We start from the raw sequence: 21298 nt of genomic DNA, 5'->3' as shown, positions 1-21298 counted from the left end.
TACAGAGGCTCTAAATAATGGCGATCCGACAAAAACAATTATACGGAGAACGCAATGAGTGAAACAGTTCACCCTCATCAGCAGGCCAGTAGTCTCTGGACCTCCAGAATGGCCTTTATTCTGGCTGCAGCCGGCTCGGCTGTTGGGCTTGGCAATATCTGGAAATTTCCATACATCACCGGTGAAAACGGTGGCGGTGCCTTTGTACTGGTTTATCTCGCCTGTATTTTTCTCATTGGTGTGCCGGTTCTCATCGCAGAGATCATGATTGGCCGCCGGGGCAGTCAAAGCCCCGTCGCAACCATGCGCACCCTGACAAAAGCCGAGGGTACATCCAAAGGCTGGCGCATCATCGGCTGGAACGGCGTGGTTGCGTCCTTCCTGGTGCTGTCTTTTTACGCGGTGATCGGTGGTTGGTCGCTGGTTTACATCGGTAAAGCGGCGCTCGGCTCGTTTGTAGGCGCTGATGCAGAAGCCATAGGTGGGCAGTTCAATAACCTGCTGGCGAACCCTTGGGAACTGTTGCTCTGGCACACAGTTTTTATGGCGATTGTGGTGTTTATCGTTGGGCGGGGCATACGCTCAGGCCTTGAAAAAGCGGTCGCCCTGCTGATGCCAATGCTGTTTTTGCTGCTTATCGTGATGGTGTTTTACGCTATGAACAGCGGCAGCTTTGGCCGTGCCGTCAGCTTTATGTTCTCGCCGGATTTCAGCCGTCTGACAACGGAAGGTGTTTTAATCGCCCTTGGTCACGCTGCCTTTACGCTCAGTATCGGTATAGGCGTGCTGATGGCCTACGGTTCTTACCTGCCAAAAAACATCAATATTGCCAAAACCGCCATGACCATCGCGGTGCTGGATACTAGCGTGGCCTTGCTTGCCGGGCTTGCGATTTTCCCGCTGGTTTTTGCCAATGGACTGGAAGCCGGCGCCGGGCCGGGTCTGATTTTTGTGACCCTGCCACTGGCCTTCGGCCAGATGGGCGGCGGGATCCTGTTTGGCGCCCTGTTCTTTGCATTGCTGCTGGTGGCGGCCATAACTTCCGCCATCTCCATGCTGGAGCCCGTCGTCGAATGGCTTGAGGAACACAAAGGCGCAAATCGGGTTAAAAGCGCTCTGGCCGGGGGCTTCGCTGCCTGGTTTATGGGTATCGGTACCGTGTTGTCCTTCAACCTGTGGGGCGATGTGCACCCGCTGGGATTTATCGGCTTTTTTGAAGGCAAAACGGTATTCGACCTTCTCGATTTTCTGGTCTCTAACGTCATGATGCCGTTGGGCGGACTTGCTATCGCGCTGTTTGCAGGGTGGGCCATCCGTCGCGAGGGGCTGGCTGAAGATATCGGCCTGAAAGGCGGTGCCTACAAAGCCTTCATGGTGATATTGAAGTTTGTAACGCCGGCGGGTATTGCGATCGTGTTTCTTTATAATCTGATTTAACGCCATTCTACTCCAACTGCCGCCAGGGTAGCAGTTTGTTCATCTATGCCAGAAAGATGTTGCAACGTGTTTTGCGCTTTTTATTCTGGTACCCGGATTCGGAGAAAGTCGTCTGATCCCTGGTGGCGGTGAATCCTGTTTGGTTGGCGATGGCACTGTTATCGCTGATTACGGGTAAAGGCGATTGGGCTTACTGAGCGCTTATTTCAGTTTGTAAGCCAGTACATAGTCCCCAATAGTGGTCCCAACAGAGCCGTGCCCACCGGCAACCTGCACCACCATCTGCTCACCCTGGCTGTTCAGATAGGTCATGGGGGTGGCCTGACCACCTGCCGGCAGACGTGCCCGCCACAGTTCTTCACCATTCGTCAGGTTGTAGGCACGAAGGTAGTTATCCACGGTGGCTGCAAGGAATACCACTCCACCGCGGGTGATGATGGGGCCGCCGATGCCTGGTACACCCAGCTCCAGAGGTATCGGAATGGGTGCCATATCTTCAACGGTGCCATTTTTGTGCTTCCACACGATTTCACCGGTACGCAAGTCCGCGCCCGCCACATAGCCCCAGGGTGGACGTTGGCAGGGAATACCCAGGGGCGACATCAGGGGCTTCATTTCGACGGCGTATTCCGCCCCCGCATTTTCGTTCAATCCCTGTTCACCCTGGTTGGTAGGGCCCATGGGGGTGTTATTGTCTTTGGGCACCAGCCTCTGAATGAACGCCATATACAGTGGCATGCCAAACATTACCTGGCGCTCCGGATCAACAGCAATGCCGCCCCAGTTGAACACGCCGAAATTGCCCGGGTAGACAAGGGTGCCCTGGACCGAAGGCGGGGTATATATGCCTTCGTAACGCAGAGACTGAAACCTTATACGGCAGATCATCTGGTCAACGGCGCTGGCGCCCCACATATCGGAGGCTTTTAGGGTTGGAGGCCGAAAGCTCAGGGCAGATACTGGCTGGGTCGCGGCGGCATAGTCTCCCTCAATAGTGCCCTGGGGGGCTGACTGTTCCGTAATGGGAATCAGTGGCTCGCCGGTTTCCCGATTGAGTACGTACACATCTCCTTGTTTGGTGGGTACCACCAGTCCAGGTTGCAGGCCCTGCTCAGTCTCAATATCCACCAGGCTGGGCTGAGCCGGAGTATCCATGTCCCAGAGGTCGTGATGAACAAACTGCTGCACCCAGGCTACCTGTCCGGTATCCAGCTTGAGAGCGACCACCGAAGATGAGTAGATTTCTTCCTCCGGGGTGCGGTACATACCCAATTGGTCCGGCGTGCGGTTACCCATGGGGAAATAGACCAGGCCGAGCTCCTCGTCCGCGCTGGCCACGGCCCAGCTGTTGGGTGAACTGGTGGAGTAGGTGTCGTTCTCGCCAATAGGTTGCGTCTGGTCCGGGTTTGCAGGGTCCCAGTTCCAGACCAGCTCACCGGTCTTGACGTCGTAGGCACGGATAACGCCAGACGGTGAGTTGATGGCGTAGTTGTCATTGACCGCCCCGGCGACGACTACCACGCCGTTGGCAACCACTGGCGGGGAGGTGGAGTAATAAAAACCATCTTGCTTGTGGGGCATGTTGTGCATCAGATTCAGCGATCCGTCGTCAGCAAAATTGCTGCAGCGGGCTCCGGTAACCGGGTCCAGAGCCAACAGCCGGGCATCAGAGGTTGGCAGGAAAAGCTGGGCGTCGCATTCCCTGCTGGCCTGATTTTCGGAAGGTGACTGAAGGGTTTTTACCTCCGGAATATCACCTAGGCCCGTGCCTGGAGGGAGGTAGGACACGCCACGACAGGTTTGGTGTTGGCGCTGGCTCTCGGAAGGCACCCGGGCGTTGTAGATCCAGCGTTCTTTTCCGGTATCCGCATCCAGTGCCACCAGCCAGTTATGGGGAGTACACAGATATAGCGTATTGTCCACTTTCAGAGGTGTGGCTTCGTAGGTGGTTTCGCCGACATCGTCCGGGCCCTTAAGGTCGCCGGTCTGGTATTGCCAGGCCAGCTCCAGCCCACGGACATTTTCTGGTGTAATCTGGTCCAGCGGGGAATAGCGCTGGCCGAGGTTGCTACGCCCATAACTGAGCCAGTCGCCCTGCGGTACGTCCCCGAGCCGGGGATTCGGGATCACAGCATCTGTGGTCAGCTCTCCCTCGATGCGGTGGGCGTCGTAAGGAATGCTGGCAACGGTGAACAGGCCCACTCCAATCCAGACAATGGCGAGCGTGATAGCGCCATGTCGACGGCCCGCCGGTCCGGGAAACAGCAGCGGAATGGCCAGCAGCAGCAAAACCCCCAGCCTCGACGCTAAGGGCCACCAGTCGAACCCTGCTTCCCAATAGGCCCAAACGGCGGTGGCTGCCAGCAGTAATGCGTAAAGGGTCTGTGCGAAGGTGCGTTGGGGCTTTATCAGCAAGGCAATCACTATCAGTGTCGTCCCGGCCAGAGCGTAGTACCAGCTTCCCCCGAGGGCAATAAGCCAGACGCCCCCTACCAACATGGGAAGGCCGAACACAACAAGTAATATCGCGAGCAGGATCATAGTCCATTCCCTGGGTCATACGATTTGCAGTTATACCTTCAAGCTAAGTAGGCCTGAGAAGCAGCGTCAAGTTTAAATCGCCGCAATGTAAGCGGTTTCCGGCGGAGCGCCTGCTTCTGTGCCTGACGGGAATCGAATCGGTCAAATCGATTTTGTATATTTTGGTTTGCTTATTACCAAAAACGAATGGAATCCATCGAGTTGTTGGTTTAAGCAGCCAGGCTGCCCTATATTCTATGCATACGCATCGAATATAGGGCTTGTGATTAACAGTAAGAGCTACCCCCCTCCGAGTGGCGCTCCTGTTGAGTTATTCAAATTGCCTCAAGGACAGCTCATCCGCTTTAGGCTGGAGCGTTTCGCGCAAAAGGTCGATGAACAGGCGCACCTTGGCGGACAGGTTTAGCCGCTCTGGGTAGACCGCATAGATGCCCGCCTCATGAGTCTTTTCGGGCAATACCACCTGCAATCGTCCTGTACGCACATGGCGCGCGATATCCCACTCCGAACGCAGCATGATGCCGTGGCCTTCCAGTACCCAACTCACGGCGATTTCCCCGTCATTCGTGGATAGCTGGCCGGTGGCACGGACGTGCTCACCGTCATCGAAGCGCCAGATGTCATAGGCCTCGCGTTCCTGGCGCAGGATGATGCATTGGTGTTGGGTAAGGTCCTCAAGCCGCGTCGGCGTACCGTGCTTTCGCAAATAGGAGGGCGCTGCGACCAGTACCCGTTGGTTGGGCAGGAGCCGTGTCACAATCAGGCGGGAAGACGATGGCATCCCAAAACGTATGTTCAGGTCGTAGCCTTCCTCGACCATGTTCGCCGGCGCATCCGATAGCTCCAGTTGTACCTGAACTTCCGGATTCGTGCGGGCAAAACGGGATATGGCCGGAGCAATATATTCGCGGCCAAACTGGAAGGTAGCATTTATCCGTAACAGCCCCTGCGGCTCGGCGCTTGCTCGCGATAGCGACTGTTCTGTTTCCTTGATCCGGCCAATGATGTCGTGTGACGCCAAAAGAAAGACTTCGCCATCGCTGGTGAGGCTCAAGCGCCTCGTTGTGCGGTTCAGCAGGCGCACGCCGAGACGATTTTCGAGGCGGGTGAGTCGTCGGCTGACGGCTGAGGCGGTGAGACCCAACTCTAGTGCCGCATTGGACAGGTTGAGGCGGCGAGCAACACAGGCAAAGAACTGCATATCACTGTCGCTGCTCATTGGATTCACCTCTCTCATGAACTGTTCCCAAAAATCAATAATGTTTTGTTATTTGTGAAATTACAATCATAAAAAAAATGAATTACTGTGTTGGTGCTTCGGGATTTTGACCCGTGGCGCTGGCGCACCGTGCCAAATGCGGTGCGATCAGGGGGGCGAGGGATTGCGGCACTCGTGAACTGGCGAGCGGCCTCCACTGGCAAATCTCCTCTCTTCATAAAGGCCTAAATGGCATGACCCATGCCGGGCAAAATAAAATCTGGGAGGAACAGATGTCTATCAAAAAAACCCTAATAGCTACAAGTCTCGCGCTCATGGTGGCTATGCCCGCTTTGGCACAATCCGATTTCCCAACCAAAACGATCACCTACATTATTCCCTTCAACGCCGGGGGGGAGTCTGATCTCTCCGCGCGATTCCAGCAGGCAGAGTGGAAGGAGCACACTGGAGAGGACGTGATCATCCAGTATCAGTCCGGCGCGGGTGGTGCGCAGGCTTGGTCGCAGTTGAACTCGATCCCGGGTGATGGCTATACCGTTATGGGCATCAACCTGCCCCACACGGTTCTGCAACCTATGGAAGGTTCTGTAGGCTACAAAACTGATGAGCTGACCCCGGTCAACTACTTCCACTACACGCCAAACGCGATCTTCGTCACCAAGGACAGTGATTACAAGACCCTCCAGGATCTGATCGACTACGCCAAGGAGAACCCGGGGGCCGTGACCCTTGCGGGATCTGGTGCCAAGTCGGCAAATAATCTGGGGCAGTTGCAGTTTGATGAACTTGCGGGGGTGAAGACGACTTACATTCCATTCTCCGGTACTGGACCTTCGATCACTGCCGTATTGGGCAGCCAGACCACGGCTGGCTTTAACTATGCCACCTCGGGTACAAACCAGGGTGACGCACTGCGCATGCTGGCGGTTGCCTCCGAAAAGCGTTTGCCTGCCTTCCCGGACGTTCCGACGTTCAAGGAGCTCGGTTTGGACATCGTGGGGGGTGCCTATCGTGGGGTGGCTGTGCCGGATTCAGCTTCCGAAGAAATGCGTCAGAAAATCTCGGATATTGTGACCGAGATTAATCAAGACCCTGAATTTATCAAGAAAATGGAGGACGGCGGTTTTGTACTGACCGACATTGGCTATGAGCAGATGCCGGAATTCATGAAAAAGATGAAGGCTGAATACACCAAGAGCGCTGCAGCGCTTGGTATCGGCAACTAAGGAGCAGCCGTATGGAACTGCTTGGCTACTTTCTCGATGCATTGACGCCGTTTAATCTCATGCTCGCACTGATGGGTGTGATTCTCGGCACGGTCATTGGGGCGCTACCGGGGCTCTCGGCCACGATGGCGGTAGCCGTGCTGGTTCCGTTTACATTTACCATGGAGCCCGCCTCCGGTTTGATCGCGCTTGGCGCGATCTACACCGGGGCAATCTACGGCGGGGCCTTCGCGGCAATTCTCGTCAATACGCCAGGAACCCCCTCGGCTATTGCGACGACATTTGACGGCTATCCGATGGCCCGTAGGGGTGACGGAGGGCTGGCGATAACATTGGCGAACCTGGCATCTGTTTTCGGTGGTCTGGTCGGTGCAATCGCGCTACTGCTGCTTGCACCGCCGCTGGCAAAGGTTGCACTGGTTTTCGGTCCACCAGAATATTTCTGGCTGGCTGTTTTCGGGCTTACACTGATTTCCGCGCTCTCTGTCGGCAACACGCTCAAGGGACTCGTCGGGGCCTGTCTCGGGCTGATGTTATCGATGGTGGGCGTTGCCGTCGTCGGTGGCGATGTGCGTTATACCCTGGACATTCCAGCGTTTCTGGGCGGGATCGACATCACCTCGGCACTGATTGGTCTCTACTGCGTACCGGTTATCCTCGATCTGGTTTCAACTCGTGCCGCTCACCTGAAAGTCAACACCGATGTCGCGAAAGGCGGGATGCGGTTGCGCGAGGCGATGGGTATTGCCTGGCGATCAAAATTCAACGTGGTTCGGTCGTCAGTCATCGGCACGGTCGTTGGCATACTCCCTGGCGCCGGGGGCTCAATTGCCGGACTGGTGTCTTACACAGAGGCGAGACGTTCATCCAAGTACAGCGCGAATTTTGGCAAGGGTGAGCCGGATGGCGTGATCGCCACCGAGGCGGCGAACAATGCCACCGTCGGTGGCGGTTTTATTCCGACGCTGGTATTGGGCATTCCTGGCACACCGCCGGATGCCATTATCCTGGGTGCGTTATTAGTTCAGGGCATCAAGATCGGGCCGGCACTGTTCAATGACGAAACCCAGGTTGTCTATACCTTCATCTTCGGGCTGTTGATTGCCACCGTATTGATGTTGCCCACAGGGTTGCTGATTGGGCGGTATGCGTACAAATCAGTGGTGTCGTTTCCGAAATCGCTGCTGGTACCCACTGTTGCTTTTATGACGGTCGTGGGTTCTTTCGCCATTCACTCCAACATTCAGGATACCCAAATGATGTTTGGTCTTGGTGTGATGGCCTGGGTGCTCAACCGCTACGGGTTCGCCCCGTCTCCGATCGTTCTTGGGCTGGTGTTGGGGCCGATCGCCGAACAGGGCTTCGTGCAGAGTTACCTGATTGGCAATGCCACCGATAATATCAGCGGCATGTTCTTCGGCCGGCCAATCAGTATCGGCATTATCTTTGCGGCCCTACTGACACTGGGCTATCCGTTCTTTACCGAATGGCGTGCCCGCAAACGCGAGGTACAGCCCTTGACCGAGCGAGCGATGGATGCGAAAGCACACCCGGCGAATCTCCAGCCGAAGTCAGCCACCCCAGACGCACCCAGAGGCCTCGATGCGGGCGCGATCCTGCTTGCCGTGTTGTTTGCGGCACTCGGTATCATGGCCTATGTGGCTACCGACGCCATGTCACCCATGGGCGCGGTATTTCCCGCCACCATCTCGGTTTTGCTGGTGGTGTTCTCCATCGGCCTGGTTATTTTCGTACTCCTGCGAAAGGGGAACCCGTCGGATAAGGGCGATCCTGCAGCATCGACCACGCGCCGGATACTGCTCACCATCATCTTCGGCTTGTGGGTATTCCTCATTCCTGTGCTTGGATTTTTTGTTGCGGGGCTGGCTGCATTCGGCACGATGATGGTGCTTGCCGAACACGAGAGTCGCCCTGCAAAGACTTGGTTGATACGCACGATCACCGCCGTTGCGGTGGTGGCTGGCTTCTGGTGGATGATGGCTGACGTGCTGTTGTTACGGATGCCGATGGGACTATTTTTCTAAGGAAACTGATGATGAAAACTTACAAGATCGCGGCCATCCCGGGCGATGGTATCGGCATTGAAGTGATTGATGCTGGCCTGCGTGCACTAACAGCGCTGGCCGAAAGCGATGGCGGATTCAAGCTGGATGTGACGAACTTCGACTGGGGTAGCGATCGCTACAAACGGGAAGGCAAGTTTATGCCAGCAGACGGTCCTGACCAACTCCGGGCCTTCGATGCCATTTTGTTTGGCGCAGTGGGCGCGCCGGACGTGCCCGATCACCTGACACTGTGGGGGCTGAGGCTGGCGATCTGTCAGCCGCTCGATCAGTACGCCAACGTCCGGCCTACGCGGATACTGCCTGGCATAAAGAGCCCGCTTGAAGGCGTGTGCCCCGGTGATCTGGACTGGGTCATTGTCCGCGAGAACTCTGAAGGTGAATACGCTGGCCAGGGCGGGCGCAGTCATCGAGGGCAATCCCATGAGACGGCCACCGAGGTATCGATATTCACAAGAGTTGGCGTCGAGCGAATCATGCGCTATGCCTTTAAACTGGCCCAGTCCCGGCCGCGCAAGTTGCTGACGGTGGTCACCAAATCCAACGCGCAGCGCTACGGTATGGTGCTTTGGGATGAAGTGGCGGCTGAAGTCGCCGGTGACTATCCGGACGTGAAATGGGACAAGATGCTGGTAGATGCCATGACCGTGCGGATGACGATGAAGCCGAAATCCATCGACACGGTGGTCGCCACCAACTTGCAGGCTGACATCCTTTCGGATCTGGCTGCTGCGTTGGCAGGCTCGATCGGTATTGCCCCGACCGCGAACTTCAATCCTGAAGGCGTGACGCCGTCCATGTTCGAACCCATTCATGGGTCTGCCTTCGACATTACCGGGCAGGGCATTGCCAATCCGGTAGGCACATTCTGGAGCGCATCGATGATGCTCGAACATCTGGGTGAGACTGCCGCGGCCAGGCGCATGATGAATGCTGTTGAAATGGTTACGGCCGATCGGGACCTGCATACACCCGACCTGGGTGGCAGCGCCACGACCGATCAGATAACCGAGGCGGTTATTGCCGCGATTCGCAACAACTAAGGAGACTAAGATGTCAGGCAGTACGATGAAAATTGCGGTGATTCCCGGCGACGGAATCGGCAAGGAAGTCATGCCCGAAGGGGTGCGGGTGCTAGAAGCCGCCGCCTTGAAATACGGATTTGATATGGTGTTTACCGACTTCGAATTCGCATCCTGTGAATACTACCAAACCCACGGCAAGATGCTTCCGGATGACTGGAAGAATCAGATTGCAGGGCATGATGCGATTTTTTTTGGCGCGGTAGGGTGGCCCGATACGGTACCGGACCACGTTTCGCTGTGGGGTTCGTTGATCCAGTTCCGGCGTGAATTCGACCAATATGTGAGTTTGCGCCCCGCGCGCCTGATGCGTGGGGTGCCATCGCCTCTTGCGGGTCGCAAACCGGGTGACATCGACATGATGATCGTGCGCGAAAATACCGAGGGAGAGTATTCCTCGATAGGCGGCAAAATGTTTCCCGGTACTGATCGCGAAATCGTGATGCAGGAAACGGTGATGACCCGTACGGGTGTAGACCGGATTTTGCGATATGCGTTCGACCTTGCAGAAAGGCGCGGCGGTCGGTTGACGTCAGCCACTAAATCGAACGGAATATCCATCACCATGCCCTATTGGGACGAGCGAGTGGCCGAAATGGCAAAGGCCTATCCCGCGGTCACCGTTGATAAGTACCACATTGATATTCTCACGGCGTTATTTGTTTTGCACCCTGATCGCTTCGATGTTGTGGTCGCCTCGAACCTGTTCGGTGACATTCTGTCGGATCTTGGCCCTGCTTGCACCGGTACGATTGGCATCGCACCCTCTGGAAACATCAACCCCGAGCGCAAGTTCCCGTCTTTGTTCGAACCGGTCCACGGATCAGCACCGGACATTGCCGGGCAAGGAATCGCCAATCCGGTCGGGCAGATCTGGGCAGGTGCGATGATGCTCGACCACCTTGGTCATCCCGAGGCTGCAGCTGACATCGTCCGTGCGATTGAGAAGGTACTGGCCGAGCCGGGAATGCGTACTCGCGATTTGGGTGGCACCGCCGGGACGACAGACTGCGGTAAGTCGATTGCTAACGCGCTGAACTGAGGAAGAAAGCGATGCGGATTACTGATATACGCGAAAAAACGGTCTCAATTGCCTCACCAATGGCCAATGCCTATATCGACTTCTCCAAGATGACCTGTTCCGTTGTAGCAGTCGTCACGGATGTGGTTCGGGACGGTAAACAGGTCATCGGATACGGGTTTAATTCCAATGGTCGCTATGGTCAGGGGGCACTGATGCGGGACCGCTTCATTGCTCGTGTGCTGGAGGCGGATCCCGCGACTCTGGTTGACGAGGCCAACGACAACCTCGATCCTTTCGCCATCTGGCAAGCGCTCATGACGAATGAAAAACCAGGCGGGCATGGCGAACGTTCCGTCGCGGTGGGCACCATCGACATGGCGGTCTGGGACGCGGTTGCCAAGATCGCAGGCGTGCCACTCTATAAACTCCTGGCGGACAGGTACCGTGGGGGTGTGCATGACGAGAAAGTCTGGGTTTATGCAGCGGGTGGCTATTATTATCCCGGCAAGAACCACGGGAAATTACAAGACGAAGTGCGTGGCTACCTGAATCGCGGCTACAACGTCGTGAAGATGAAAATCGGCGGTGCCTCGCTGCAGGAGGATCTTGCGAGGATCGAAGCCGTGATCGACGTGGTCGGTGATGGCAGCAGGTTAGCGGTTGATGCCAATGGGCGCTTCGATCTCGAGACCTCCATCGCTTATGCAGAGGCACTGAGGCCCTACAAGCTATTCTGGTATGAAGAAGCGGGCGACCCACTCGACTACGCATTGCAGGCCGAACTGGCAGCGCATTACGACCTTCCAATGGCCACCGGCGAAAATTTGTTCTCCCATCAGGATGCGCGCAACCTGTTGCGGTACGGCGGAATGAGGCCAGACAGAGACTGGCTGCAATTCGATTGCGCCTTGTCGTATGGGCTTGTGGAATACCTGCGTACGCTGGACGTTATGGAATCCATGGGCTGGTCATCGCGGAGGGTAGTGCCGCATGGTGGTCACCAGATGTCGCTGAATATCGCCGCGGGGTTACACCTGGGCGGCAATGAGAGCTACCCTGATGTGTTCCAGCCTTTTGGCGGTTTCGCGGATGGAATTGATGTGATCGATGGTTACGTTGGGCTGCCGGATATTCCCGGCGTAGGCTACGAGGCAAAGTCGTCGCTCTATGAGCTGATGAAAACGCTCACCGACTGATCGGACATTGTTCGCTGTTTACCGATGATCTTTTATCGCAGCAGGCGCAGATTCTGATGGCGCTCGCAATTCAGCACGTTAGCGATCGTGAGAAGATTCAGGGCAAAGCAGCCCCAAAAGTTATTGCTGCTTCTACAGGTACCATGGCGGCTCAGTTCGTTCGGAACAGTTGTGTTTCGCGATCCTTGAAGGCCTTGAACTCCAGAGCATTGCCAGAAGGATCGTAGAAAAACATGGTGGCCTGCTCACCCGGCTCACCTTTGAACCGTATGTAAGGTTCAATTTCGAAAGCGACCCCGTGGCCGCGAAGTTTTGCAGCCAGCTTATTCCATGCATCCATTTCCAGCACCACCCCAAAATGTGGAACTGGAACACCGTGACCGTCTACCGGATTTTTGTGGTTGTCTGCGGGCATCTCTTTCAACGCAGAGTTGAGATGGCAGACAAATTGATGACCATAAAGGTTGAAGTCGACCCAGCTGTCGGACGAGCGGCCTTCAGGGCAGCTCAGAAACTCGCCATAGAACTGTCGAGCTTCATCAATATCGCGAACCTGAATGGCGAGATGGAATGGATCTTGTACGGCCATAATGCGTGTCTCTTTAAATAGTTATGAAACGAACAACTGAGCCTGGCAGCACAGGCTTCTACGATGCAACCTGAGTTGTGAATTCGAAAGCGCCGTCCAGACTAAAATGCAGCGTCGCCCCACGGGGCAGGATACCAACGCCTGCCGGCGTCCCGGTCAAAATAACGTCGCCTGGCTCCAGCGTGAAGTGGCGGCTCATTTCTACCAGCAGCTGCGGTACCGAAAATAGCATGTCTGAAGCTTTGCCGATTTGGCGCAGTTCTTCGTTGATCGACAGGCTAAAACTCAATGAGTCCCAGTTCGGCACGTCTCTCACTTTTACGAAGGAAGAGAGAGGGCAGGCCCCATCGAAACCTTTGGCAATTTCCCATGGATGCCCTTTTCCTTTTAGCTTTGCCTGAACATCGCGCAGGGTCAGATCAAGCGCCAGTCCAAGCCCAACAACAGCACCCTCGGCCTGCTCTGGTGTAGCATTACTGAGCGGCTCACCAATCAACAGTGCAAGTTCCGTTTCATAGTGCACTTCACCGCGAATGGCCGGTGCGATAATCGTATCTTCCAGGCGCACAGCGGCTGTCGCCGGTTTGATGAACAGAATTGGTTCAGTGGGCACCGGATTGTTTAGCTCTTTGGCATGCTCAGCATAGTTTCGTCCAACGCAGACAATTTTGCCGAGCGACTGTCCAAAGTGTGAGTTATCGAGAAAGCGAGGGATAAAAGTCATAGCGATAAAATACCGATTCAAGTGGAACGATGCACCAGGCGTCTCTGTAGTATGAGAAGAAGGCGAGCACTCTTCCGTGCTTAAGGATTGTCAGGGTAGATGTTTCAGCTTTTTGGCCAGCTGGCTGGCTATCATTCGAACCGGTTTCGATACAAATCAATGTAAATCTTTTTTGAGGGCAGGATGTGATCGCGACAGAGTGCGCAAAGCCTCGGGCGATCTTGCTGCTTGATGGCATCGATCATCGCCTGGTGATCGTCTCTGGCCTGCATGCGACTTTTGGTGTCCGTAATGGCGATAAAACGAATGCCATGAGCCTTTTGGGCGAATTCGTTTATAGTCTCGGACAGTAAAGCGTTCCCGGTAAGGGAAAATAGGGCGTGGTGAAAAGCAATATTCAGACGAAATACACCACGCAGGTCCTGATGTTCTACTGCGTCAGTGTAGCGGTGGTGTATATCCTCAAGTTCTTCGATCATTTTGGGCGGAGCCGGCAACGGAATGGACGATGCGCCTGCCAGTTCGAGAATTTCACGCATGGCGTACAGATCCTCGACTTCTTTGGGGGAATAGGCTTTGACGAATGCCCCACGATTTTTGATGCGCTCTATCAGGCCGATACCTTCGAGCTGGAACAATGCTTGACGGACAATGTGGCGTTTGCAGTCAAAGCGCTCAATCAGGTCTTCCTCGATCAATCGTTCTTTGGGATGAAGGCGTCCCAGCACTATCTCTTCTTCTACAGCAGCGACGATGTCATCGACACCGAGCGGTAATTTTTGTAGTTCATGTCCTTGTGTTTGCAGTGCTGTCATGGCGACGTATCCGCTCGGCGTTCTGGTGACTATTGACGCTATGGGTGGAAATTGGCGTCAAAATTTACAGATCTGACGCTTGTCAGTGTACCAATTTTTGCCAATATCATGCATCCCGACTCATCGTGGAACTTTTGACGTTAGAGGTGGGCGGCTGAAACGGAAATCGCACCCTTCTTCGGCTTGCAGTATCTGCTCCAGAAACATCTTTCTGTAACCAAGCACGTTCTCTGTAGGCGTTTCGAAGGGTGTTTCCTGGCGGCGCTTGTCGAGTTCATGGTCATTAACCTTTAAAGCGATAACCCGGTTCTCGACATCCAGCTCAATCAGGTCGCCATCACGCACCAACGCAAGAGGCCCATTGTGGGCAGCTTCTGGTGAAACATGCAGCACGATAGTGCCAGAGGCGGTGCCACTCATTCGGCCATCAGATATACGCAACATGTCTTTGACTCCCTGTATTGCGAGCTTCCTCGGGATTGGAATCAGTCCAGCTTCAGGCATGCCCGGTGCGCCCTTTGGGCCTATGTTCTGCAACACCAGAACGTCATCGGCATGAACGTCAAGATCCGGGTCGTCAATCCGGTTGACCAGGTCCTCCATCGATGTAAACACTACAGCGCGCCCGGTGTGTTTCATCAGCCGAGCTGAAGCCGCCGACTGCTTAATGATAGCGCCATTGGGAGCCAGGTTGCCTTTCAGCACCGCTATGCCGCCCTGACCAAAGATCGGATTTTCACGCGAGCGGACAACGTTCTGATTCAGAATGACAGGCACTGAATCGATATTTTCACCCAGAGTGCGCTTGTTGATGGTTATGACATCAGTATGCAGCAGCGGGCGGATTTCACGCAGCAGTGCAGCCAAGCCCCCTGCATGGTGAAGGTCTTCCATGTAATGGTCACCAGACGGCTTGAGATCAATCAACACGGGTGTCTCACGACTCATCCGGTCAAACGCCGCGAGATCGATGTCGATCCCTAAGCGACCCGCTATTGCGGTCAGATGAATCAGGGCATTGGTCGAGCCGCCCAGTGCGAGCAGAACCCGCAAGGCATTCTCGAAGGCCGCCTGGGTCATGATGGTTTCTGGCGTTATCTTCTCCAGAGCGATGCGAACCGCTTCGGTGCCGGTTTGTTCGGCAAATCTCAGGCGGTCAGCAAACACGGCTGGCGCAGTAGCGCTGCCAGGCAGCATCATGCCGAGTGCCTCTGCCAGGCAGGCCATGGTGCTGGCGGTGCCCATCACGGAGCAGGTGCCTACGGTGGGCACAAGCTTGTCGTTCACTTCGGCAATTTCCTGGTCGTCGATTTCCTGGCCCCGATAGGAGGACCAGAAGCGTCGACAATCGGTGCAGGCGCCTACGCGTGTACCACGGTGCGAGCCGGCCAGCATTGGCCCGGTAACCAACTGGATGGCCGGGGTGCCAGCACTGGCTGCAGCCATAAGCTGGGCAGGTACAGTCTTGTCACAGCCACCTATCAGCACCACTGCATCCATTGGCTGAGCCCGGATCATCTCTTCGGTATCCATGGCCATGAGATTGCGCAGATACATGCTTGTAGGGTGAGAGAAGGACTCGTGAAGCGAGATGGTCGGGAAATCTATCGGTAAACCACCAGCAAGCATGACGCCACGCTTCACACTCTCTATCAGTCCCGGAACATTGCCATGGCAGGCGTTGTAGCCACTGTAGGTGTTGGCAATGCCAATGATCGGTCGCGACAGTGCGTCGTCGCTATACCCCATACCCTTGATAAAGGCCTTGCGCAGAAAAAGGGAAAACCCTTCATCACCATAGCTCGTCAAACGGGTGGACATGCCTTGTTTGGAACCGTCGCGGCTCATGAGATTCTCCTGACTGAGCGCCCTGTTGGAGCGCATGTTGCTTATTATTCGTGGTTTCAGGTTGCAGTATGACTGTTAATAATATTATTGACAATCTTGTTGGAAAAGAAATACTCTGCATGAGTACACAATAAATACAACAATGAAGAAGGGTATCAAGATGAAACTTCTCAGCGCATCCGTCTTGGCTGTGGCCGTTGCCACCGCCCCAATTGCCGTTCATGCCGAGTATTCGGCAGGCGATGAAATTACAGTCTTGCAGGGCTTCAAAGCGGGCGGGGGTAGTGACGCGCTTGCCCAGTTGACCCAGCCCTTCCTGACCAAGTTGCTCGGCGTCGACATGGTCAACCAGTATATCCCGGGCGCAGCGGGTGCCATTGCATGGACGCGCCTGGCGAAGCAATCAAAGAACGATGGCGGCACGGTCAGCATCACCAATACCCCGATGCTGGTGACGAACTACATCATGAACGACGCGATTACCTATTCGATCGATGAGCTCACCCCCATTGCCAATGTGGTTACTGATCCAGGCATTATCGTCGTTCCCAGCGACAGCCCTTTCAAGACCGTTGAAGATTTGTTCGCGGCTGCCAAGAAAAACCCTGGTCGGATAACCGTGGGTAATTCCGGTGTTGGCGGTGACGATTTCTTTTCCGCCATCCTTGTTGAACAGGCTGCGGGTGTGAAATTTCAGAGCGTGCCTTTCCAGGGTGATGGCCCTTCGGCTACCGCAGCTATGGGTGGCAAGATCGATGCCAGTTTCAACAACTTAGGTAACGTCTATGGCTTCGTTCAGTCAGGCGACCTGAGAGCCCTTGCGATATTTACCAAAGAGCGCGTCGACTTTTTGCCGGACGTACCGACGCTCGTGGAAAAAGACATGAACGTGGTGGCTGGTTCCTCGCGCGGCTACAGCGCGCCTGCTGGTATCCCTGAAAAAGCCCGCGAAGAACTGATAGCTGCATTTGAATCTCTCAAGACGAACGAAGAGTTCAAGGCCATCGCAAAGGAGCGGGCGCTTGTTCTCGATATCGTCACTGGTGATGACTATCTCCAGATGATGAAAAGCATGGAAACCGATTACAAGAAAATCTGGAAAGAGATCAAGAGCGACGTTGCCAAATAGGTCTGACATCCAGCTCTTTCTCAGAAATTGGACGAGGTAACGCAATGAACACGAGCCGCTTGGTTCTGGGGATTTTTGGCGTAGGCATCGCAGTGGTTTTTGCTATCGACTCCACGGGATATCCTGATCAGGCGGCTCAGATGCCTCTTATATACTCGATGGCGGTAGCGCTGCTGTCACTGGGTATAGTTGCTCAGGAGCTGATCAGTTTGCGCTGCCATCGTACTGTGACTGTAGAGTCCAGCGACGCCCATTCAAATGATGATGCCAATAGCGACAAGAGCGAAGCCCCGAGTCGCTTAGTGGCCGTCTTTATCACATTTGTGCTGGCCATCATCTATGCAGCACTCATCAATTACGCTGGCTATTTGCTCTCTACGGTAGCGTTCATGCTGGCTGTACTGTGGGTAACTCGTACGGTTTCGGTCGTATTTTCCCTCATCGGTATCGCCGCGGTGGTCGCCGTCATCTGCATCGTTTTTATTGCTTTTCTTGGGCTCCCCATACCTCTTCTCCCGACGTTTTTCTGACAACTACTTTTGATGCCTGAATGGGGTTGATTGATCATGGATACTTCTCTGATCCTTGTGGGACTGGTTAATGTCATCACATTGACAAATATCTCGCTGATTCTTGGCGGTACATTACTGGGCCTTTTCGTTGGGGCTATGCCTGGCCTATCTGCAACCATGGCATTGGCATTGTTGCTGCCGCTCACTTACAACATGGACCCGGCGTCGGGCCTTAGCATGCTTGCGGCGCTCTACGTTGGCGCATCCTATGGTGGCTCGATCTCGGCTATTTTGCTGCGAACTCCGGGCACCCCGTCAGCAGCAGCGACAGTGCTGGATGGCTACCCGCTGTCGCAGCAAGGTCAGGCCGGCAGGGCGTTGGGGGTTTCGCTGTTTGCATCCTTCGTCGGAGGCCTCATGAGCGGACTAGCGCTGTTGACGGCGGCGCCGCTGCTAGGCGTTGTCGTGCTTGAGTTCGGTCCGGTGGAAATGTTCGCAATTGCGGTGCTGGGTATCACCATCATCGGCTCGCTTGCCCAGGGTTCGATGATCACTGGGCTACTGTCTGGCGCTTTGGGTTTGCTGGTGAGCACCGTGGGAATGGATTTTCTCACTGGGACACCACGTATGACGTTTGGCCAGATCAACCTGTTTTCCGGGATTGAGTTCGTGGTGGCGTTGATTGGACTGTTCTCCATTCCACAAGCGCTGAGGTTGATCGAGAAATCCAATGGGGCCGCGAAGATCGCCAGCAAAATAACCGATCGCTTGATCCCCAGCTTTCGCGAACTCAAGCAATTGATGCCCAATATTTTACGGTCCGGATGTATCGGCATCATTGTGGGTGTGATTCCCGGAACTGGCGGCGATACAGCGAGCTGGTTTGCCTACAACGAAGCCAAACGGTTTGCCAAAGATAAGAGCCGTTTTGGCAAGGGCGACATTGCTGGGGTTGCGGCTCCAGAGTCCGCCAATAACGCGGTAGTCGGCGGCGCGCTGATTCCTACTATTGCGCTGGGCATTCCCGGTAGTTCTTCCACGGCTATTCTGCTCGGGGCATTGATGGTGCAGGGCATTCTGCCGGGCCCCAATCTGCTGACCGACTACGGTGATGTGACCTATACACTGATCTGGGCGGTCATCTTCGCCAATGTCGGCTTGCTGTTGGTTGGACTGATGTTCACCAAGGCATGCGTCAGCGTGACCAAAGTACCTGATGCATTTGTCGCTTGTACCATCATCACGTTGTGCATTATCGGCTCCTTCGCCATCAACAACAGCATCTTTGATGTGGGTCTGATGCTCGGTTTTGGTCTCTTCGGTTACTGGCTTAGCAAAGCCGGCGTTTCGCCAGCACCGATGGTGATTGGTTTGATCCTTGGGCCGGTGATGGAAAACAGTTTCCATCAGTCGATGTTGATCGGCAATCACAGCTTTGCGGTCTTCCTGGATAGCCCAATTGCCATCGTGCTCTTGAGTATCGCTGTCCTGTCGGTTTTTCAGGCTACCCCCTTGTTCAGCTGGATCAGAACCTTACGCCGTCAGTGACCTGAAAAAACTGAGCAATAAAAACAACTTTAAGGAGAAACGTCATGGCACGTATTACCGAGATTCGGGCGAGAACTGTGAATGTTCCGCTTATTAATCCAACCAGCTTCTCGAATCGCCAAGTGCTCAAGCGCGATTATGCGTTGGTCGAGGTGACGGGTGACGACGGAGTGAAAGGCATTGGCTTTTGCTACGGCGGAAACAACGCAGGTGCGTTAGTCACTCAAGCCGTCAGGGATCTGTTGCGCCCGATTCTGATCGGAGAGGATACCCACAGGGTCGAAGGACTCTGGCAGGAGATGTATCAGGAGTCGCTTTTGCACGGACGTACTGGTTCTGTCATGCGGGCAATTAGCATCATCGACATGGCGCTATGGGACCGCAATGCGCGGGCTGCCAATCTGCCGCTCTATAAATTTCTTGGTGCTACCGAAACCGACAGTGTGCCGGCCTATGCCAGCGGCGGTTACTACCTTGAGGGCAAAACGCCGGAAAAACTGGCGGAGGAAATGAAAGGCTATGTGGCGAAGGGCTTCAAGGCCGTCAAAATAAAGGTTGGCCGTGAAGACCTGGCCGGAGAAGAAGCGCGGCTGGTAGCGGTTCGTGAGGCCGTGGGCTCGGATGTGCTGGTTATGCTGGATGCCAACAACGCGTGGTCTGACCTGCCATCGGCGCTCCGATTTATGCGTATGGCTGAACAGTATTCACCGTACTGGATCGAGGAGCCGTTCAGCCCGGATGATATCGATAACCATCGTCGTCTTGCTGCGCGCACGCCGGTGCCAGTTGCAACCGGTGAAATAGAGGCTGGGCGCTGGCGTTTCAAGGAACTGCTCGATAAAGAGGCAGCCATGATTTTGCAGACCGATGCGGCCGTGTGTGGCGGCATTACCGAGTTCCGACGCATCGCGGCGACCGCAGCCAGTTACGGTGTCGAAATCTTTCCCCATTGGTTTCACGATCTGCATATTCATCTGGTGGCATCTACACCGAACGCTGCGATGGTGGAGTTTTTCGCCGATGATGAAGTGCTGAATTTCCGCAAACTCATTGACACCCAGCTCGAATTCGATGGTGGGCGCCTCAAGCTGCCCCAGTCGCCAGGTCTGGGCTTTGGGTTCGATGAAGATGTCTTGACACGTTATGCAATTGATTCATGGAGATGAGTATGTCCATGTCACAAGGAAACGTATGGTCACCCGTGATTACCCCTTTCGGCATTGATCTCAGCCCGGATGTCGAGCGCCTGGTGAGTCATTGTCGCTGGTTAATATCTCAGGGGGTCGGTCTGGCGGTGTTTGGTACCAATTCGGAGGCAAATTCGCTGACCGTAGTCGAGAAGGTGGCGTTGCTGGAGGCGCTGGTGGCCGCCGGCATCCCTGCCGATCGGCTCATGCCGGGCACCGGAAGTTGCTCAATAGGTGATACAGTGACACTGTCCCGTCGTGCTGTGGAGCTAGGCTGTGCTGGCGTGTTGATGCTGCCGCCCTTCTACTACAAGGGCGTCTCGGACGAGGGTCTGTTTCGCTACTATGCTGAGGTGATTGAACGCATCGGCGATGCCCGGTTGCGCGTTTACCTCTATCACATTCCGCCTGTTGCTCAGGTTCCAATTAGTCTGCCGCTGGTAGAACGTCTCATCAAGGCCTACCCGAGCAGCGTTGTTGGCATCAAAGACAGTTCCGGTGACTGGTCGAATACTCAGGCATTAATCGATAAATTTTCTGAACAAGGCTTTCAGGTCTACGCAGGGAGTGAACGTTTTTTACTCGCGACATTGAGAGCGGGCGGCGCTGGCTGCATCAGTGCTACGGCTAACGTCAACCCTGAGGCAATAGCCAGGTTGGGAAAATCGTGGCAGCAGTCTGATGCGGATGAACAACAAGCCAGTCTTAACCGTGTTCGCGCTGTGTTCGAGCAGTTCCAGATGATCCCCGCTCTTAAGGCGGCAACGGGTCATTATAGCGGCGAAAAAGACTGGCTTAGAATCCGGCCGCCTTTAGTCGAGCTTAGTGCCGATAAGAGTAGAGAACTTCTTTCTCTATTGGACGCGGAGCATTTTGAGATGCCTGATCTGCAGTCCACAGGGGCTTAGTGTATGAAACAACGCGTTGTTGTAGTGCGTCGTATGGACGAAGATCATCTGGCGCGTTTACGCCAGCTGTTCCATGTGAATTATTTCGATACCCTGGGGCGGGACAATCAGCAGGACTATATCCGGGCTATGCGCAGCGCCCATGGCTTGATAGGTGGAAAACTCGTCATCAACAGAGAGATTCTGGACGAAGCGCCCCATCTGAAAGTGATTTCAACCATTTCCGTAG

Annotated in this window: 17 protein-coding genes and 1 pseudogene; 12 read left to right on the top strand and 6 right to left on the bottom strand. The window is 54.9% G+C overall.

Annotated features, from left to right (window positions below):
• Positions 1-54: 54 nt before the first annotated feature.
• Positions 55-1437 carry a sodium-dependent transporter gene (locus MELB17_RS17795; RefSeq protein ID WP_036185404.1) on the top strand — a complete coding sequence of 461 codons (1383 nt, stop codon included), beginning with the start codon at positions 55-57 and terminating at the stop codon, positions 1435-1437.
• Positions 1438-1638: 201 nt separating this feature from the next.
• Here the strand turns inward: MELB17_RS17795 and MELB17_RS17790 are convergent, their stop codons facing one another.
• On the bottom strand, positions 1639-3978 hold the full coding sequence (locus MELB17_RS17790) for a membrane-bound PQQ-dependent dehydrogenase, glucose/quinate/shikimate family (RefSeq protein ID WP_007351715.1): 2340 nt from the start codon (positions 3976-3978) through the stop codon (positions 1639-1641).
• A gap of 310 nt (positions 3979-4288) precedes the next feature.
• Positions 4289-5197 (bottom strand): LysR family transcriptional regulator, encoded by a 909-nt coding sequence (locus MELB17_RS17785; RefSeq protein ID WP_007351714.1) that lies wholly within the window; start codon positions 5195-5197, stop codon positions 4289-4291.
• A gap of 113 nt (positions 5198-5310) precedes the next feature.
• Between MELB17_RS17785 and MELB17_RS17780 the strand changes: the two genes are divergently transcribed.
• The 5 genes from MELB17_RS17780 to MELB17_RS17760 are packed head-to-tail and all read left to right on the top strand — an operon-like array spanning position 5311 to position 11809.
• Entirely contained in the window at positions 5311-6423 is a 1113-nt protein-coding gene (locus MELB17_RS17780) for a Bug family tripartite tricarboxylate transporter substrate binding protein (protein WP_007351713.1), read from the top strand.
• An 11-nt stretch (positions 6424-6434) separates the two neighbouring features.
• The gene (locus tag MELB17_RS17775; RefSeq protein ID WP_007351712.1) at positions 6435-8468 is read left to right on the top strand and encodes a tripartite tricarboxylate transporter permease; all 2034 of its coding nucleotides are present in this window, start codon (positions 6435-6437) and stop codon (positions 8466-8468) included.
• 11 nt (positions 8469-8479) lie between these two features.
• Positions 8480-9550, top strand: a complete 1071-nt coding sequence (locus MELB17_RS17770) for a tartrate dehydrogenase (RefSeq protein ID WP_007351711.1) — start codon at positions 8480-8482, stop codon at positions 9548-9550.
• Positions 9551-9560: 10 nt separating this feature from the next.
• Positions 9561-10631, top strand: coding sequence for a tartrate dehydrogenase (locus MELB17_RS17765; RefSeq protein WP_007351710.1), 1071 nt, complete (start codon positions 9561-9563; stop codon positions 10629-10631).
• Between the two features lie 11 nt (positions 10632-10642).
• Positions 10643-11809 carry a mandelate racemase/muconate lactonizing enzyme family protein gene (locus MELB17_RS17760; RefSeq protein ID WP_007351709.1) on the top strand — a complete coding sequence of 389 codons (1167 nt, stop codon included), beginning with the start codon at positions 10643-10645 and terminating at the stop codon, positions 11807-11809.
• A 151-nt stretch (positions 11810-11960) separates the two neighbouring features.
• Here MELB17_RS17760 and MELB17_RS17755 read toward each other — a convergent pair whose 3' ends face one another.
• The 4 genes from MELB17_RS17755 to MELB17_RS17740 form a co-directional block, all read right to left on the bottom strand.
• A complete protein-coding gene (locus MELB17_RS17755) occupies positions 11961-12398 on the bottom strand; it encodes a VOC family protein (protein WP_007351708.1) in 438 nt (145 codons plus the stop codon).
• 58 nt (positions 12399-12456) lie between these two features.
• Positions 12457-13122 (bottom strand): fumarylacetoacetate hydrolase family protein, encoded by a 666-nt coding sequence (locus MELB17_RS17750; protein ID WP_007351707.1) that lies wholly within the window; start codon positions 13120-13122, stop codon positions 12457-12459.
• A gap of 131 nt (positions 13123-13253) precedes the next feature.
• Positions 13254-13937 (bottom strand): GntR family transcriptional regulator, encoded by a 684-nt coding sequence (locus MELB17_RS17745; RefSeq protein WP_007351706.1) that lies wholly within the window; start codon positions 13935-13937, stop codon positions 13254-13256.
• 120 nt (positions 13938-14057) lie between these two features.
• Complete coding sequence (locus tag MELB17_RS17740; RefSeq protein WP_007351705.1) at positions 14058-15785, bottom strand: IlvD/Edd family dehydratase; 1728 nt, start codon at positions 15783-15785, stop codon at positions 14058-14060.
• 160 nt (positions 15786-15945) lie between these two features.
• Between MELB17_RS17740 and MELB17_RS17735 the strand changes: the two genes are divergently transcribed.
• The 6 genes and pseudogenes from MELB17_RS17735 to MELB17_RS17710 form a co-directional block, all read left to right on the top strand.
• Complete coding sequence (locus MELB17_RS17735) at positions 15946-16914, top strand: tripartite tricarboxylate transporter substrate binding protein (RefSeq protein WP_007351704.1); 969 nt, start codon at positions 15946-15948, stop codon at positions 16912-16914.
• Positions 16915-16958: 44 nt separating this feature from the next.
• Positions 16959-17444, top strand: a complete 486-nt coding sequence (locus tag MELB17_RS17730) for a tripartite tricarboxylate transporter TctB family protein (protein ID WP_007351703.1) — start codon at positions 16959-16961, stop codon at positions 17442-17444.
• 36 nt (positions 17445-17480) lie between these two features.
• The gene (locus MELB17_RS17725) at positions 17481-18974 is read left to right on the top strand and encodes a tripartite tricarboxylate transporter permease (RefSeq protein WP_007351702.1); all 1494 of its coding nucleotides are present in this window, start codon (positions 17481-17483) and stop codon (positions 18972-18974) included.
• 44 nt (positions 18975-19018) lie between these two features.
• Entirely contained in the window at positions 19019-20140 is a 1122-nt protein-coding gene (locus MELB17_RS17720; protein WP_007351701.1) for a mandelate racemase/muconate lactonizing enzyme family protein, read from the top strand.
• 2 nt (positions 20141-20142) lie between these two features.
• Positions 20143-21069 (top strand): dihydrodipicolinate synthase family protein, encoded by a 927-nt coding sequence (locus MELB17_RS17715; RefSeq protein WP_157133345.1) that lies wholly within the window; start codon positions 20143-20145, stop codon positions 21067-21069.
• 3 nt (positions 21070-21072) lie between these two features.
• Positions 21073-21298: pseudogene (locus tag MELB17_RS17710) on the top strand (hypothetical protein); the annotation flags it as partial.

Origin of the sequence: Marinobacter sp. ELB17 (assembly GCF_000169375.1) — a bacterium.
Classification (GTDB): Bacteria; Pseudomonadota; Gammaproteobacteria; order Pseudomonadales; family Oleiphilaceae; genus Marinobacter.
The sequence above is the reverse complement of the archived record's forward strand: the minus strand, read 5'-3'. Positions and strand labels throughout refer to the sequence as shown.